We start from the raw sequence: 15,555 nt of genomic DNA, 5'->3' as shown, positions 1-15,555 counted from the left end.
GTACAATTCATCAGACTGAATGAAAAATTACGTCGATCTAATTGATCAAACCATTGAGTTCCCCACGCGTGAATTCAATATCAATGAGAATAATGAGTTGTTGTTTAACAACGTGCCTTTGATGGAAATCATCAAGCAATATGGTACGCCGTTAAAGATTTCCTATTTACCTAAAATTTCGGAGCATATCGAAAATGCCAAATTGCTTTTCCGTAATGCCATCAAGAAATACAATTACAAGGGAAATTATACCTATTGCTATTGCACGAAATCGTCGCATTTTTCCTTCATCTTAGAGGAGGTATTGAAGCAACATGTGCACTTGGAGACTTCAAGCGCATTTGATATTCCGATTATTCGGGATATGTATAACCAGGGAAAAATTTCCAAGTCGACCTATATTCTTTGCAATGGTTACAAACAGCCTTTGTATACGCAATACATTTCAGAATTAATCAATGACGGTTTCAATTGCATTCCGATATTGGATAATTTGAAAGAAATTGATTTTTACGAAAAATCGGTAACCGCAGAAAAGGCGAATTTAGCGATCCGTATCGCAACTGATGAGGAGCCAGATTTCGCTTTCTATACCTCTCGTTTGGGTGTGCGTTATTCGGATGTGATCTCTTTGTACGAAGATAAAATTAAGCCAAATCCGAAGTTCAAATTGAAGATGTTACATTTCTTCATCAACACGGGAATCAAGGATTCGGCGTATTATTGGTCGGAGCTTAGCCGTTTTATTTACAAGTATTGTGAATTAAAGAAGGTTTGTCCGGAATTAGATTCCATCGACTTAGGTGGAGGTTTGCCGATTCAGACTTCGTTGCAATTTAATTATGATTACCAGGCGATGGTCGATGAGATTGTCGAGTCGATTTCCTGGATTTGCAATAAAAATAATGTACCCGTTCCGAACATCTTTACCGAGTTTGGTTCGTATACGGTAGGAGAGAGTGGTGCTGTATTGTATGAAATCATCGACCAAAAATTACAGAATGATAAAGAGTTGTGGTACATGATTGATGGATCATTCATTACCCAATTACCTGATTCCTGGGGCATGAACCAAAAGTACATCATGCTTCCGGTGAACAATTGGAGCTCCCCTTATCAAAAGGTCAACCTCGGTGGATTAACATGTGATTCCATGGATTTTTACAATACGGAGGCACATAGTTCGGATTTGTATCTGCCGATTTTCGAAGAGGATCAGGAGCGTCAGTATGTAGGATTCTTCCATACAGGTGCTTATCAGGAATCCCTCGGTGGATATGGTGGAATTCAACATTGCTTGATACCAGCCCCTAAGCATGTGATTGTGGATCGATTGGAAGATGGAACGATTACCACGCGCCTTTTCCAAGATGAACAAGGTAGTGCACCTATGTTGAACATTTTAGGATATAATACGTCTTCCCATACGAAAACCCCTGAGGAGATCGTTAATGAGGATGTAAAAGTTCAACCCACAAAACTAGCGTCTGTTTAAACCAAACAAATATGAAAAAGATTATCGCATTAAGTGTTTTGGCAAGTCTATTAGTAAGTGCATGTTCGCAACAAACGAATTGTCCAGCTTATGGGACAACGCGTGTGGATGTACCCAAAATGAAAAGAGGCTAGTCTTCCGACCAGTCAAAACTTTTCGTTACTGCTTTTTTCCATTGTTTCCGGAGTTGCTGCCTACTTTCGGTCGGCATGTTTGGCTTCCAAGTATGTGCAATGGCCCAGTTTTTTCGTAGGTCATCCAAGTTTTCCCAATAACCTACCGCTAGCCCAGCCGCATAGGCTGCGCCGAGGGCTGTTGTCTCAATGATCTTTGGACAAATCACTTCCTCCCCTAAAATATCCGATTGAAATTGCATGAGGAGTTGGTTCACCACCATCCCGCCATCCACGCGCAATGAACTGATTGCGATACCCGCATCTTTTTCCATGGCTTCCAAAACCTCCCAAGTCTGAAAGGCTGTTGCTTCCAAGGCAGCGCGCGCGATGTGCGATTTATTGATGTAACGCGTTAAGCCCACCAGCACACCTCGTGCGTCTGATTTCCAATACGGGGCATATAAACCCGAAAATGCTGGAACAAAATAACAACCCCCATTGTCATCCACGAGTTTTGCTAATTTCTCAATATCCGGGCTATGCTTAATGATACCTAAATTATCGCGTAACCATTGCACCAACGCACCGGTAATCGCAACCGAACCTTCTAAGGCATAGTGAACGGGCTCATTACCGAGTTGGTAAGCAACCGTTGTCAATAAACCATGCTGGGAAGGAACCGGTTTTAAACCTGTATTCATCAATAGGAAGCATCCTGTACCGTAGGTATTTTTTCCTTGGCCGGGGTTGAAACAAGTTTGGCCAACCAAAGCGGCTTGTTGGTCCCCAAGTATTCCCGCCAACGGCACACCACCCAAAACGCCTTTCGCTTGGCCATAGACCATGGAGCTGGATTTGATTTCGGGAAGCATTTGCTTCGGGATGTTTAATACTTCTAGGATTTCATCGTCCCATTGGCAAGTAGCGAGATCCATGAGTTGGGTCCGACTCGCATTGGTGACATCCGTAATGTGAATGCCTCCATCAACGCCACCAGTCAGATTCCAGGCGATAAAGGTGTCTATGTTGCCAAAAAGGGCATCTCCCTTTTCGGCGTCTTCGCGGAGGCCTTCGATGTTATTTAAAAGCCAACGTAATTTTAATCCACTGAAATAGGTGGCTAAGGGTAAACCCGTCTTCGCACGAAAACGATCCATGCCGCCGTCTTTGGCGAGTTCGGCTAATTCATTTCCGACACGCGTATCTTGCCAAACCAAGGCATTGTAATAGGCTTTTCCTGTTCGTTTGTTCCAGGCAACGGTCGTTTCGCGTTGATTGGTGATGCCGACAGCGGCGATGTCTTTGGCGGAGAGGTTTGCTTTCCCGAGCGCAAGGCCGATAACCTCTTGCGTGTTTTTCCAGATTTCAGCCGGATCGTGTTCGACCCAGCCAGCTTGGGGGTAGATTTGTTTATGTTCTTTTTGGCCCACGGAGATAATCTCACCGCCTTTGTTGAATATGATGAAACGCGAACTCGTAGTTCCTTGGTCGATTGATCCGATGTACATCTGGAAATTAATTAAGAGTCAACAAATAAGCACCTAATACGGCTCCCGCCGCCGGGCCTAATACGGGAACCCAAGCGTAGCCCCAATCTGAATCACCTTTATGTTTGATCGGTAAGATGGCATGCATGATGCGTGGACCTAGATCACGTGCTGGGTTGATGGCATAACCGGTTGTTCCACCTAAACCGAGGCCTACGACCCAAACCAAAATGCCGACTAAAAATGGGCCAAGACCCGTTTCGATGGTACTAAAGGTACCCAAGGCAAGCACGGCTACTGCCGAGGCAAAAGCTTCGGAGATAAAATTGAAAGGGGTATTTCGGATGGCAGGATCTGTGCAAAAACTTGCCTTGATGGCGCCTGCATCTTCCGTGATATCGTAGTGAGGTTTATAATGTAGCCAAACCAATAATTGCCCGAGCATTGCGCCTAAAAGTTGTGCTCCTATGAACGTTGGAAATAAACTCCAATCCCCTGATTTCACACAACCCGCAATGGTAACAATGGGATTTAGGTGTGCACCAGAACTTCCAAAATAGGTGGATACATAAATGGCAATGGTCACCGCAAATGCCCAAGCTGCTGCGATGGCTAACAATCCCGTTCCGTTTCCTTTGGTATTTTTTAAGAGGACATTGGCTACGACGCCGTTTCCAAGGTATAATAGGGTTGCTGTTCCGGCTAACTCGCCGATAAAAATTGAACTCATAGGTTTAGATATTCTTGTTGGTTTGTCAAAACTATAAAATCTTCGCAATAAAAAAATTATCTTTGAATTCAATTTTGAATCAAGATAGTCCTATGCGGGAAGATTATTTAACAGGTGATGCGGAGGCGCTCAATCCACAAGAACGTGAGATCGATAAGGCCTTGCGTCCATTGAGCTTTTTCGACTTTACGGGTCAAGGGAAAATTGTGGATAATCTCAAAGTCTTTGTGGGCGCGGCCAAAGCCCGGGAAGAAGCATTGGATCACGTATTGTTACACGGCCCTCCGGGACTCGGTAAGACAACTCTTTCGCACATTATTGCGAACGAATTAGGGTCTACCTTAAAAATCACCTCGGGTCCTGTGTTGGATAAACCTTCGGATTTGGCCGGATTGTTGACGAATTTACAGCCTTACGATGTTTTGTTCATTGATGAGATACATCGCTTAAATCCCATTGTGGAGGAATATTTGTATTCTGCCATGGAGGATTATAAGATTGATATTATGTTGGATTCCGGACCCAATGCCCGGAGTATTCAAATTAGTTTAAATCCATTTACCTTAATCGGTGCCACAACGCGTGCTGGTTTATTGACCTCTCCCTTACGAGCTCGTTTCGGGATTAATGCCCGTTTGGAATATTATGATGCGAAATTGCTAACGAACATCGTGAAGCGTTCTGCTCAAATTCTCAAAATGCCTATTGAAGAATCGGGTGCTTATGAGATTGCGCGACGGAGTCGCGGGACACCTCGTATCGCGAATAATCTATTACGACGAACACGTGATTTCGCGCAAGTAAAGGGTAATGGAGAAATCGATGTGCGCATCGCACAAATCGCCTTGGACGCTTTGGATGTTGATCAAAATGGCTTGGATGAAATGGATAATCGAATTTTGATGACCATCATTGAGAAATTTAAAGGGGGGCCCGTAGGGCTAACCACCATCGCAACAGCTTGTGGCGAGGAGGCGGAAACGATTGAGGAGGTCTACGAGCCCTTCTTGATTCAGGAAGGTTTCTTAAAGCGTACCTCTCGAGGACGCGAGGCGACCGAGAAGGCCTATCGCCATGTGGGGATTGAACCCAAAGCTCAAACCGGAACTTTGTTTTAATGCGTTATTTTATCCTTTTTTTGTTGTTGGCCACCACTTGTTTCGGTCAAAAAGTCCAGTCGTTCGACGTCATCGTTTACGGTGCCAATCCGGCTGGTGTTATCGCCTCATATGCTGCTAAAGTTGCGGGGAAGAAGGTATTGCTGGTCGATGCAGCGGTACACGTACCCTATGCCCATCAAGGTTTAGGGGGTAAATTGGAGGTCAATCGAGCGAGTCTTAAAGGCTTGTCGCGCGACTTTTATCGTCGGGTAGGAGCGAAAATAGGAAAATTCGAAGCCTATGAATTTGATGTAAATGTGGGAATCGAAGTTTTGCAATCGTATTTAGAAAATGCGAAGGTCACAGTTTGGGCCGGGCATGAGGTGATTTCCAGTCAAGTCGAGGATAATGAGGTGAAGCAATTAAGTCTACAAACGAGCGAAGGGGTAAAATTAGTCCGTGCTAAATCGTATATTGATTGTTCTTATACAGGAGACATGTTGCTCAAAACGGGTTATCAAGCCCGAAAAGAGTTGGAGGAAGATGGTATGGGAGGTACTTCTACACGCTTGGTTTATGTGGAGCCACCTTTGAATAATATACAGGCTCCGGTTTTACTTGCAGGTAAAAATTCTGATTTATGGGGTTTGCAGATGGGTCAAATTGCGGCAATTGTTGCTTTGGAATCGATGTCCAAGGATTTAGTCGTATCGAAGGTTAGTCCTGAGGAAGTGGAGCGTTATTTTAGATATAATCCCTGGATGGATGGTTCTCGGCCCGACTTGATTATTGATGATGCAGATATGGCCAACATGGAAATTATAGGGCATTGGAACAAAATTAAGAATCAACCTGGGTCATATGGCGCCTTGCATTTGCAGACAAATCCATTGGATGATTTGGGATCTCGGATTCGTTTTTCGTCTAGAATGCCATTGAAAGGTGATTATACGTTGTATTATTACATTCCGGCGGTTCGCGGTGGGACAAGCGTCATCAATATGGAAGTTTATGTGGCAAAGACGCGATATCCAGTATCTTTGAAATTAAGCCCCAATACATCAGAAACATGGGTTCCTGTGGGAAACTATCATTTCGATGAAAACATGACTGGGGATCTATTAGTTACGCAGCGCGGGGCCAATGGCTTGTTGGTTGCTGATGCCATTTTATGGTTACCTAAAACAAAATAAATATGAAAAAGTATTTGATTTTACTGATGGGAATGTTCATTAATTCGGCCGCTTGGTCACAATTGCTTTATCCAAAGACGCGCCAAGTGGCTCAGGAAGATGTCTATCATGGGGTCACGGTAGCTGATCCTTATCGTTGGTTAGAAGATGATAACAGTCAAGAGACGAAGGAATGGGTGAAGGCGCAGAATAAGGTAAGCTTCGGCTATTTGGAAACCTTGCCTTTGCGTGAGACTTTCAAAAAACGTATTGAACAACTTAGTAACTATGAGAAGATTTCTGCCCCGTTTAAGCGTGGCGACTGGTTTTATTTTTACAAGAATTCAGGCTTGCAGAATCAGTCCGTTTTGTATCGTCAAAAAGGCTTAAAGGGAACTCCGGAGGAAGTTTTGGATCCCAATAAATTGTCTTCGGATGCGACGACACGTTTGACTGTATTTAGTTTGAGCAAGAATGGTCGCTATGCTTGCATTGGATTAAGTAAGGGAGGGAGTGATTGGCAAGTTTATGGTGTTCGGGATATGGAGACTGGTAAAGATTTGCCGGATCAATTGAATTGGGTGAAGGTGAGTGGCGTTGCCTGGAAGGGGGATGGTTTTTATTATTCCCGATATCCAGCTCCAGCGGAAGGAAAGGAGTTGAGTACTAAAAATGAAAATCATCAGGTCTGGTACCATCAAGTGGGTACTCCTCAAAGCCAGGACCGTTTGGTGTATGAGGATAAAAAAAATCCGCAACGCTTTCATACGATGAGCACGTCGGATGACGAGACCTTGGCTTATTTAACGATTAGTGATCGGGGTAAGGGATTGGATGGCAATGCCTTGTGGTTTATCCGTACGGATATCGCAGGGGATGTATTTAGACCCATCGTTCGAGAGCCAGGCGCATTTCATTATTCCGTCGTGGATAATGAGGGAGACCGATTGATTCTTGAAACGAATGATGCTGCGCCGAATGGGAAACTCGTTGAATTAAATTTGGCGAAAGCGGAGAAGGCCAATTGGAAGCCACTGATTCCCGAGCGTGCTGAGCCCTTGCAGTCGGTTTCCAGTGCAGGCAATCGCTTGTACCTGACTTATTTGAAAGATGTGACCTCGCGTACACTGATTTATAATTACAAAGGTGTAGGTATAGGATCCGTTAAATTACCTGGCCTAGGAAATGTAAGTGGTTTTGATGGGGAGAAGGACGATACCTCGGTATTTTACACCTATTCATCCTTTAACTTTCCGCCAACGGTTTATCAATATACCATTGCCTCTAATTCGAGTAAAGTTTTTCAAAAACCTCGTTTGGCATTTAAGCCGGAGGATTTTCAGGTGATTCAAAAGTTTTACCAAAGCAAGGATGGTACGCGAGTTCCCATGTTTATTGTAAGTAAAAAGGGCTTGGTATTGAATGGAAAGAATCCGACTATTTTACATGGTTATGGGGGTTTTAACATCAGTTCAACGCCTACTTTCACCGCGAGTCTTATGGCTTGGTTAGAAAAAGGAGGGGTCTATGTGCTAGCGAATTTGCGCGGAGGTGGCGAATATGGTGAGAAATGGCATCAAGCTGGAATGAAGTTGAATAAGCAAAATGTGTTTGATGATTTCATCTATGCAGCGAAAGATTTAATTAAAAATAAATACACCTCTTCACCCTATTTAGCGGCTTCAGGACGTTCGAATGGCGGCTTATTGGTAGGTGCGGTGATTAATCAAGAGCCTAAATTATTCGGAGTAGCCTTGCCGGGCGTTGGTGTCATGGACATGTTGCGCTTTCAGAAATTTACGATCGGTTGGAATTGGATCGCTGACTATGGTTCGAGTGATAATGAGGACGAATTCAAAGTCTTACGCAGTTATTCGCCCTTGCATAATATCGAGGCGAAGGCATATCCTGCTACGTTGATTACGACGGCCGATCATGATGATCGGGTGGTACCGGCGCATTCATTTAAGTACGCGGCCGCGTTGCAAGAAAAGAATACAAGTAAGAAGCCCATTATTATTCGAATTGATACTAATAGCGGACATGGCTCAAGCAATACGGCTAAATTAATCGAATTGACTGCGGATATGTATGCTTTTGCTTGGGAGAATATGGGCAAATAAAAAACCCCGAGCGTTGCTCAGGGTTTTGACTTAGGCAGATAAAATAAAGCCCCAGGCGAAAGCCTGGGGAAAAAAACTAATCAACCTTAATTCGGCGAACAGCCCCGTCATTACCTTGTGTAACACGGACAAAATAAACGCCTGTTCCTGCTTTTTTGATATCGACTTGTCCCAAGTAATCACCTTGGAAATCTTTTAATTGTGCATTAGCCACTTCTTTGCCATTCACATCCGATACGGAAATAGTCACGTTTCCTTTTTCGGGTGTGTGGAATTTGATGCTCAAGGTTCCATTAAATGGTTTATTCGGTGTAATCTTCAAACCTTGAACGGTTTTAGATCCTTGCTCTAAGAGGTTTTCATGGATTTTACGAAACGCCATCATCCCCTTGCCTGGACCATCTAGTTGAATATCGAATTCCTCGGGACCTTGTAGGTTTTCGGTAATGGTCTCACCGTCTTTTCCACGGAAGATCATTACACGCTTGTTTTCACGTGGCCCCATTCCGCCCTCTGAGCGATGAATGATGATGTTTTCTCCATCTTTCTCGATACTGGCTCCTTGATGGGATTTTTTGTTGACATCCATTCGGATGATTTTTTTCTTACCTCCTCCTACTTTGATATTTAAATCTAAGGAGTCTGTAAATTTCTTCAATTCACCATCAGCTTTGCTGAAATCGGAGAAGTGGCGTTCAATGATTTTCTGTTTACCATTTTCTTCGACCACGATCTTGATGGTGGCATCTTGTTTTTCTTGAGCTTTTAAGGTTAAACTCGACATGGCCATGGCGGCGCTTAGGATGATGTATTTCATAGGGTTATTTTTTAATACAGGGCAAACTTACGAAATGCCTGTAAATATTGATTGTTAAGATGTGTTAAGAGTCCTTTCTACATCGGTGTATTTTGATAATTTTGTTATTCTATTTTGATTCTATGTCGCAAAAGAAAATTCGCTTGGTCGTAAGTTTGATGTCACTCGCATTGCTGGGTCTCATTGCCTTTCAGGCTTATTGGTTAGGCTTTATGCTTGAAACCAAGAAGGAACAATTTGCGGTAGACGTCCAAGATGGTTTAGCACAAGTAGTTCGAAAATTAGAGAAGCAGGAACTGGTTATGTTGGCACAAAGGCAAAAGTCTTATGAGAGCCAACAGCAGAAAATCAAAGAGTTGGCCGACAAACTAAGTTCGAAGAAACCCAAAGTTAAGCGCCTCCCAAAGCCAGCCGAAATCCCAGTACCGGAACCTCACATGGCCCCGGAGGTAGTTGGAAAGAATCGAATCGGACGAGCCTTTTCGAATGAGATTCGCTCCGACATCATGTATGTCCGGAAATCATTTATGCTCCCAAACGGTCAAATCGCTGAAATTACCGAGGAGTACCGTGTCGATGTCGACCCTGAACAGGAAATGCAACGTCGCTTACAGGAAGACCAGCAACTATCCAATTTATTGGGAGAGGTTGATGCATCGCATTGGCCTAATGGTCAAATTAGAACGAAATCGGAACGTCGAGATTCAAAAAAGCGATTAAATAAATTACCTGATACCCAAGTGAATGCGGGTTCTACTCAAAACTCAACACTTGAAATAAATAAAGTCATTCAAAAAACGGCTTTAGCCAAAGAAGTATTTTCAGATTATTTGTTCAAGGAACGTCCGATCAATGAACGGGTTGAGCCGCATTACATCGATAGTTTGTTGCGCAAGGAGCTTGCTGAGAAACATGTCAACTTGGATTATTCGTTTGGGATTGGCCCTGCTACCCCGAAAAAGTCTAAGGATTGGATTTATGCATCTAATTCGCATATTAAACGTCAACCTGTCCAATTTATGGCTGCCCTATTCCCGAATGATTTACACAACTCGGGTCAGTTTTTACATGTGCATTTCCCAGATTCCATGGGTTTTATCTGGCAAACGATGGGCGTGAATTTATTAGGGTCTGCCGTGTTACTGTTTATCATGATTGGATGCTTTTACATCGCGCTCATGACCATTATTCGTCAAAAGAAGTTAGCTGAAATCAAAAATGATTTCATCAATAACATGACGCACGAATTTAAAACACCCATTTCTACCATTTCTTTAGCAACTCAGTTGATTCAAGAGGATTCGAGCGTGGTGGATAATGGTACGATTCAGCGTTATTTAGGGATTATCAAGGATGAGAATGTGCGTTTAGGCCAACAAGTGGAACGCGTCTTGCAGACTGCCCAAATGGAACGGGAAGAAATTATCTTGAAGAAACGCAAAGTGGATATGCATGAGTTGATTCAGCAAGTAATTGATATGAACCAACCGATGTTGGCGGCTAAACAGGGGTCATTGACAACTGATTTACAAGCTGATCCAGCTAATATGATCATCGATGAGGTGCATATCAGCAATGTCATTAATAATTTGATTGATAATGCGGTGAAATACAGCACAGGCGAGCCGATCATTCACATTGAAACATCTTCTGATTCATCGGGTATTCTCCTTGCTGTTTCCGATCAAGGGATTGGAATGCAAAAGGATGTATTGGGACAGGTCTTCGAACCTTTTTATCGTGTCCCTACAGGCAATGTTCACAATGTGAAGGGCTTTGGATTGGGATTGAGTTATGTGAAGAAAATCGTTGTAGCGCATGGCGGTAACGTTTTTGTTAAGAGTCAATTAGGAAAAGGAAGTACATTTGAAATCACAATACCTTATGGCAACGAATCCTAGTATTTTATTGGCGGAAGACGATCCTAATTTGGGATTGTTATTGTCTGAATTCTTAAAGAAGAAGGGCTATGAAGTCTCATGGGCCCAAGATGGTGACCAGGCACTTGATTTTTTCGTAAAAGGCCATTTTGACCTTTGTGTACTCGATGTCATGATGCCGAAGAAAGATGGTTTTTCTTTGGCAAAGGATATTCGTGCGACGCACCTCGACGTACCTATTATTTTCTTGACAGCCAAATCGATGGAGGAGGATACCCTACAAGGATTTAAAGTGGGGGCTGATGACTATCTGACAAAACCTTTTTCCATGGATGTACTTGTTGCGCGCATGGAGGCAGTACTACGTCGCATGAAATCAGATAAGACACTTCCAGCCTTGGCTGATGAAATTGCTTTGGGAGATTTTACCTATTACCCAGCCAAGATGCGCCTGGTTTTTCAAGGTACAGAGCAAAAATTCACTCCGAAGGAGAATGAGTTGATGAAATTGTTATGCGAGAATTTAGGCCGTCCGGTGAGTCGGTCTTATGCCTTGAAATTAATTTGGGGAGATGACACCTATTTCAATGCGCGTAGCATGGACGTGTACATGACCAAGTTACGTAAGCTCTTAAAAGAAGACCCTCGCGTACAATTGATTAATTTGCACGGCGAGGGTTTCCGATTGAGTGTGGATTAATTGATGTGTGTAAATCCAGTATAGGGTACCAATACCGCCGGGATCTTGATTCCATCCGGACCTTGGTTATTCTCTAGAATTGCTGCCACAATACGTGGCAATGCTAATGCAGAGCCATTTAAGGTATGGCAAAGAATCGATTTTCCATCGATTTTTGTCCGTAGTTTCAAGCGATTTGCTTGATACGTTTCAAAGTTGGACACCGAACTTACCTCTAACCAGCGCCCTTGCGCGGCCGACCAGACCTCCATGTCGTAAGTCAAGGCAGATGTAAAACTCATGTCTCCTGCACAAAGTCGTAACACGCGGTAAGGCAATTCTAATTTTTTTAAGATGCTTTGTACGTGTAAGGACATCTCCTCCAAAGCCGCATACGAATGCTCTGGTTTTTGAATCTGAACGATTTCAATTTTATCGAACTGGTGTAAGCGATTTAGCCCGCGTACGTGAGCGCCCCATGATCCCGCTTCACGGCGGAAGCAAGGTGTATGGCCTACGTTTTTAATCGGCAATTCTTTTTCATTGACGATGACATCCCGGTATAGATTCGTAATAGGTACTTCAGCTGTAGGGATTAAATAAAGTCCTTCCGCCTGTGTTTGGTACATTTGGCCTTCTTTGTCAGGCAATTGTCCGGTACCAAACCCTGAATCTTCATTGATCAAAATGGGTGGTTGGATTTCGTAGTATCCTGCTTGTATCGCCTCGTCCAAGAAAAAATTAATCAAGGCACGTTGTAAGCGCGCGCCTTTACCTTTGTAGACAGGAAATCCAGCACCCGTAATTTTGTTTCCTAGGTCGAAATCGATGATGTCGTAATCTTTGATTAGGTCCCAGTGGGGTTTTGCGTCTGCTGCAAGACTTGGAATAGTTCCCCATTCAAGAACAACTTCGTTATCCTCAGCTACTTTTCCTTCCGGAACCGAGCTATGCGGTAAATTTGGGAGCGTGACTAATAGGTCGTTAAGCTCCTTTTCAGCTGCACGAGCAGCTTCTTCCATCGCTTTAATTTCACCTTTGAGCGCAGCCGTTTCTGCACGCTTCCCTTCAGCTAATTCTTTCTGTCCGGATTGCATTAATGCCCCAATTTCCTTGGCTGTCGCGTTGGATTTTTCAAGTGCTTGTTCGGCTTGTTGGAGCAAGGCTTTACGTTTATCATCCATGGCAAGCAGCTGGGTGACAATGCTTGCTGCGTCATTGACATACTTTTTGCTTAAACCCGCGATAGTGACTTCCGTGTTTGTCCGGATAAATGGTATCGTTAACATGGTGTTTGTTTAGAAAAGTCCTTCATTCAATGCGTTTAATGCATCGTTTTTATGTTTGGCATCGACCAAAAGGGAAATATTATGTTCGGATGCCCCGTAAGAGATCATGCGAATTGGGATGTTCTTGATGGCATCCAATACCTTAATGGCAATTCCCTCTTTATCTGCCCAGAAATTACCCACGATGCAGATGATGACCTGATCCTTGTCTGGGTCCTCTAATTCAGCAAATTCACGTAGCTCGCGCATGATGGCATCGAGGTTCGACGTTTGATCGATGGTCACGGATACCGAAACTTCGGAGGTAGTGATCATGTCGACCGGCGTCTTGTATTTTTCGAAAATTTCAAACACCCGCTTTAGGAAACCATAGGCGTTCAGCATACGCGTAGAGTGGATGTAGATAGCCGTGATGTTATCCTTCGCTGCGATGGCTTTAATTTCGACATCGGTAGATTTTTCCGAGATCAATGTTCCATAAGCGCTGGGTTCCATTGTGTTTTTCAAACGAACGGGAACACCTTTGATTTTAGCGGGTGTAATCGTGCTCGGATGCAAGATTTTAGCGCCGAAATAGGCTAATTCCGCTGCTTCTGCGAAAGACAATTCCCGGATGGGGAACGTATTTTTCACGATGCGCGGATCGTTATTGTGCATTCCATCGATGTCCGTCCAGATTTGAATTTCTTCGGCTTGAATTGCTCCCCCGATCAGCGATGCGGTATAGTCGGAACCCCCACGTTTCAGGTTATCCACTTCCCCAGCAGGGTTGCGGCAGATAAATCCTTGTGTGATGAAGATTTGCTTGTCTTTAACGGGTGCCAGGGTTTTCGCTAATTTTGTCTCGATTTCAGACATCACAGGCTCATTGTCCCCATCAATGACCATGAAATCCAAGGCAGGTAATAGCGTGGAATTAACTCCTTCCTCTTGTAGATAGGCCTCGAAAATTTGGGTAGAAAGTAATTCGCCCAAAGCGACCATTTCCTTTTCCTCTTTAACTGTATAGGGAACGGTGGCAATCAGGCTATCGATGAAGGCAAATTCTTTTTCAACGATGGCTTGTCCTTTACCTAAGCCAGCAGGCGTATTATAAAGTTCGGTTAAGAAGGCATCGTAATGCGCGCGTAATTCAGCCGCTTTCGTTTTAGCTTCTTGTTGGTTTGCCGCGATTAATGACTCGGAAATCGAGAGTAAGGCATTCGTACTACCAGATAGAGCTGATAAGACCACAATTTTTGGTTTTCCGTCTTCCGTAATCAGTTGACGAATGGAGCGCATGCGCTCGGGCTTTCCTACGGACGTTCCGCCAAATTTCCAAACTTGCATCATAGTATATCTTAATTAATTGCTAACATTTTAATGGCGGTTATCGCCGCCTCATCACCCTTGTTTCCGTGTTTCCCTCCCGCACGATCCATCGCTTGTTCTTGGGTATTCGGCGTTAATACGCCAAAGATGACGGGTTTATTATATTTCAAGCTAACATTTGTGATTCCATCAGCTACAGCCTGGCAAATGAAGTCGAAGTGACGCGTTTCACCTTGAATCACACAACCCAAACAGATGACCGCATCGATCTCTGATTTCTCAGCCATTTTTTGAGCACCTAAACTGAGTTCAAAACTACCGGGTACCTGAACGCTTTTGATATTTGATTCAATGGCACCATATTTTAATAGCGTATCGTAAGCCCCCGTATACAGCGCATGGGTTACGTCTGTATTCCACTCCGACACCACGATCGCAAATCGCTTGTTAGCGATGTTCGGAAGGTCTTTGGTGCTAAATTCACTCAAGTTTTTTAAGGCAGATGACATGGCAATGGGGCTAAAACAAGAAGGGATAAAAGCGTTTGCTCTTATCCCCTCCTGACATAATGTTAAATCGAATTATTCAGAGATAGAGCTTTCCAATAGCGATTTGTATTTCTTCGCTGGAATTGCCTCGGACGATTCTGGGTATTTCTCCGTGATCGCTGTGTAGGTGTCTAAAGCTTCTTTTGTCTGTTTGTTTGCTTCGTAAGCGTTTGCCAACTTCAACAAATAACCCGGTGAAAAGAATTTGTTTGCTTTATAATCCGCAGCTTTAGCGTAATACTCAATTGCTTCTGCGTATGATTTCTTTTCAGAATACGCATCACCAATTAATGAAAAAGCACGCGCTTGAACGAGTAAATCCCCGCTATTAAAGTTCTTCAATTTCTCAATCGCATTATCGTATTTTCCTTGCTTTAACAAGGTTATTCCAAGGTATAAGTCCGCTAAATTTTGTGTGTTTCCACCAAATTCATCCGCTACTTTAGCTAGGTCCTTCGAAGCTGCTGCTAAAGAATCTGATTCAAATGCATAAACTGCCTTGTACAATTTCTTTTCGCCTTCAGCATCTTGCGTATTTTGGTACCATTGGAAACCGAAATAGCCTACAATAACAATAACTACAGCGATAGCTGCACCAATAACGGTTGATTTATTTTGGTCAAAAAATCCAGTGACTTTGGTTAATTCTTGTTGAAGAGCCTCTGGGCTTTCAATGATTTCAATGGATTCGGTAACTTCTTTCTTCTTTGCCATAAAATTAAATTGCTTTGATGCTTTCGCTCGTTTAGGTTGCGAGCCAAAGGACTGCAAAATTATAAAATCTCTTCTATTTTTATCAATTTTAAAT

General features: G+C 43.4%; 14 protein-coding genes. 7 read left to right on the top strand and 7 right to left on the bottom strand.

What is annotated here, in order from left to right; translation table 11 throughout:
- Nucleotides 1-19: 19 nt before the first annotated feature.
- Both ACMH5P_RS11790 and ACMH5P_RS11785 read left to right on the top strand, forming a co-directional pair.
- Entirely contained in the window at nucleotides 20-1,495 is a 1,476-nt protein-coding gene (locus ACMH5P_RS11790; protein ID WP_459494568.1) for a type III PLP-dependent enzyme domain-containing protein, read from the top strand.
- An 11-nt stretch (nucleotides 1,496-1,506) separates the two neighbouring features.
- Nucleotides 1,507-1,629, top strand: coding sequence for a hypothetical protein (locus tag ACMH5P_RS11785; protein WP_459494567.1), 123 nt, complete (start codon nucleotides 1,507-1,509; stop codon nucleotides 1,627-1,629).
- On the opposite strand, the gene glpK is transcribed toward ACMH5P_RS11785, so the two are convergent.
- Together glpK and ACMH5P_RS11775 are read right to left on the bottom strand one after the other, a co-directional pair.
- Entirely contained in the window at nucleotides 1,626-3,119 is a 1,494-nt protein-coding gene (gene glpK / locus ACMH5P_RS11780; RefSeq protein WP_459494566.1) for a glycerol kinase GlpK, read from the bottom strand. The two genes, ACMH5P_RS11785 and glpK, sit on opposite strands and share 4 nt — an antisense overlap.
- A 7-nt stretch (nucleotides 3,120-3,126) precedes the next feature.
- The gene (locus tag ACMH5P_RS11775; RefSeq protein ID WP_459494565.1) at nucleotides 3,127-3,828 is read right to left on the bottom strand and encodes an MIP/aquaporin family protein; all 702 of its coding nucleotides are present in this window, start codon (nucleotides 3,826-3,828) and stop codon (nucleotides 3,127-3,129) included.
- A 92-nt stretch (nucleotides 3,829-3,920) separates the two neighbouring features.
- Here ACMH5P_RS11775 and ruvB point away from each other — a divergent pair, with 92 nt between their 5' ends.
- Genes ruvB through ACMH5P_RS11760 form a run of 3 tightly spaced genes read left to right on the top strand, consistent with a single transcriptional unit; the run spans nucleotide 3,921 to nucleotide 8,223 of the window.
- Nucleotides 3,921-4,946 carry a Holliday junction branch migration DNA helicase RuvB gene (gene ruvB, locus ACMH5P_RS11770; RefSeq protein ID WP_459494599.1) on the top strand — a complete coding sequence of 342 codons (1,026 nt, stop codon included), beginning with the start codon at nucleotides 3,921-3,923 and terminating at the stop codon, nucleotides 4,944-4,946.
- Complete coding sequence (locus ACMH5P_RS11765) at nucleotides 4,946-6,121, top strand: FAD-dependent oxidoreductase (protein WP_459494564.1); 1,176 nt, start codon at nucleotides 4,946-4,948, stop codon at nucleotides 6,119-6,121. The genes ruvB and ACMH5P_RS11765 overlap by 1 nt, the downstream gene beginning before the upstream one ends.
- 2 nt (nucleotides 6,122-6,123) lie before the next feature.
- Nucleotides 6,124-8,223, top strand: coding sequence for a prolyl oligopeptidase family serine peptidase (locus ACMH5P_RS11760; protein WP_459494563.1), 2,100 nt, complete (start codon nucleotides 6,124-6,126; stop codon nucleotides 8,221-8,223).
- Between the two features lie 76 nt (nucleotides 8,224-8,299).
- On the opposite strand, the gene ACMH5P_RS11755 is transcribed toward ACMH5P_RS11760, so the two are convergent.
- Nucleotides 8,300-9,040 (bottom strand): T9SS type A sorting domain-containing protein, encoded by a 741-nt coding sequence (locus ACMH5P_RS11755; RefSeq protein ID WP_459494562.1) that lies wholly within the window; start codon nucleotides 9,038-9,040, stop codon nucleotides 8,300-8,302.
- 122 nt (nucleotides 9,041-9,162) lie between these two features.
- Here ACMH5P_RS11755 and ACMH5P_RS11750 point away from each other — a divergent pair, with 122 nt between their 5' ends.
- Both ACMH5P_RS11750 and ACMH5P_RS11745 read left to right on the top strand, forming a co-directional pair.
- Nucleotides 9,163-10,941, top strand: coding sequence for a sensor histidine kinase (locus tag ACMH5P_RS11750; RefSeq protein ID WP_459494561.1), 1,779 nt, complete (start codon nucleotides 9,163-9,165; stop codon nucleotides 10,939-10,941).
- On the top strand, nucleotides 10,925-11,620 hold the full coding sequence (locus ACMH5P_RS11745; protein WP_459494560.1) for a response regulator transcription factor: 696 nt from the start codon (nucleotides 10,925-10,927) through the stop codon (nucleotides 11,618-11,620). The genes ACMH5P_RS11750 and ACMH5P_RS11745 overlap by 17 nt, the downstream gene beginning before the upstream one ends.
- On the opposite strand, the gene serS is transcribed toward ACMH5P_RS11745, so the two are convergent.
- From serS to ACMH5P_RS11725, 4 genes are all read right to left on the bottom strand, one after another.
- Nucleotides 11,617-12,888, bottom strand: a complete 1,272-nt coding sequence (gene serS, locus ACMH5P_RS11740) for a serine--tRNA ligase (RefSeq protein ID WP_459494559.1) — start codon at nucleotides 12,886-12,888, stop codon at nucleotides 11,617-11,619. The two genes, ACMH5P_RS11745 and serS, sit on opposite strands and share 4 nt — an antisense overlap.
- A gap of 9 nt (nucleotides 12,889-12,897) precedes the next feature.
- Nucleotides 12,898-14,217 (bottom strand): aspartate kinase, encoded by a 1,320-nt coding sequence (locus ACMH5P_RS11735; protein ID WP_459494598.1) that lies wholly within the window; start codon nucleotides 14,215-14,217, stop codon nucleotides 12,898-12,900.
- An 11-nt stretch (nucleotides 14,218-14,228) separates the two neighbouring features.
- On the bottom strand, nucleotides 14,229-14,708 hold the full coding sequence (gene ribH, locus ACMH5P_RS11730; RefSeq protein WP_459494558.1) for a 6,7-dimethyl-8-ribityllumazine synthase: 480 nt from the start codon (nucleotides 14,706-14,708) through the stop codon (nucleotides 14,229-14,231).
- 72 nt (nucleotides 14,709-14,780) lie between these two features.
- On the bottom strand, nucleotides 14,781-15,461 hold the full coding sequence (locus ACMH5P_RS11725; RefSeq protein WP_459494557.1) for a tetratricopeptide repeat protein: 681 nt from the start codon (nucleotides 15,459-15,461) through the stop codon (nucleotides 14,781-14,783).
- Between the last annotated feature and the right edge of the window lie 94 nt (nucleotides 15,462-15,555).

The sequence above is a fragment of the Aquirufa sp. 5-AUSEE-100C1 genome (assembly GCF_054558655.1).
This window is presented reverse-complemented; position numbering and strand designations above follow the sequence as displayed.

Bases quoted from the DNA above. Each gene is read 5' to 3' on its own strand.
- ACMH5P_RS11725 (WP_459494557.1), bottom strand. From the start codon at position 15,461: ATGGCAAAGAAGAAAGAAGTTACCGAATCCATTGAAATCATTGAAAGC.
- ACMH5P_RS11765 (WP_459494564.1), top strand. From the start codon at position 4,946: ATGCGTTATTTTATCCTTTTTTTGTTGTTGGCCACCACTTGTTTCGGT.
- ACMH5P_RS11760 (WP_459494563.1), top strand. From the start codon at position 6,124: ATGAAAAAGTATTTGATTTTACTGATGGGAATGTTCATTAATTCGGCC.
- ACMH5P_RS11775 (WP_459494565.1), bottom strand. From the start codon at position 3,828: ATGAGTTCAATTTTTATCGGCGAGTTAGCCGGAACAGCAACCCTATTA.
- ribH (WP_459494558.1), bottom strand. From the start codon at position 14,708: ATGTCATCTGCCTTAAAAAACTTGAGTGAATTTAGCACCAAAGACCTT.
- ACMH5P_RS11735 (WP_459494598.1), bottom strand. From the start codon at position 14,217: ATGCAAGTTTGGAAATTTGGCGGAACGTCCGTAGGAAAGCCCGAGCGC.
- ACMH5P_RS11745 (WP_459494560.1), top strand. From the start codon at position 10,925: ATGGCAACGAATCCTAGTATTTTATTGGCGGAAGACGATCCTAATTTG.
- ACMH5P_RS11750 (WP_459494561.1), top strand. From the start codon at position 9,163: ATGTCGCAAAAGAAAATTCGCTTGGTCGTAAGTTTGATGTCACTCGCA.
- ACMH5P_RS11755 (WP_459494562.1), bottom strand. From the start codon at position 9,040: ATGAAATACATCATCCTAAGCGCCGCCATGGCCATGTCGAGTTTAACC.
- ACMH5P_RS11790 (WP_459494568.1), top strand. From the start codon at position 20: ATGAAAAATTACGTCGATCTAATTGATCAAACCATTGAGTTCCCCACG.
- serS (WP_459494559.1), bottom strand. From the start codon at position 12,888: ATGTTAACGATACCATTTATCCGGACAAACACGGAAGTCACTATCGCG.
- ACMH5P_RS11785 (WP_459494567.1), top strand. From the start codon at position 1,507: ATGAAAAAGATTATCGCATTAAGTGTTTTGGCAAGTCTATTAGTAAGT.
- glpK (WP_459494566.1), bottom strand. From the start codon at position 3,119: ATGTACATCGGATCAATCGACCAAGGAACTACGAGTTCGCGTTTCATC.
- ruvB (WP_459494599.1), top strand. From the start codon at position 3,921: ATGCGGGAAGATTATTTAACAGGTGATGCGGAGGCGCTCAATCCACAA.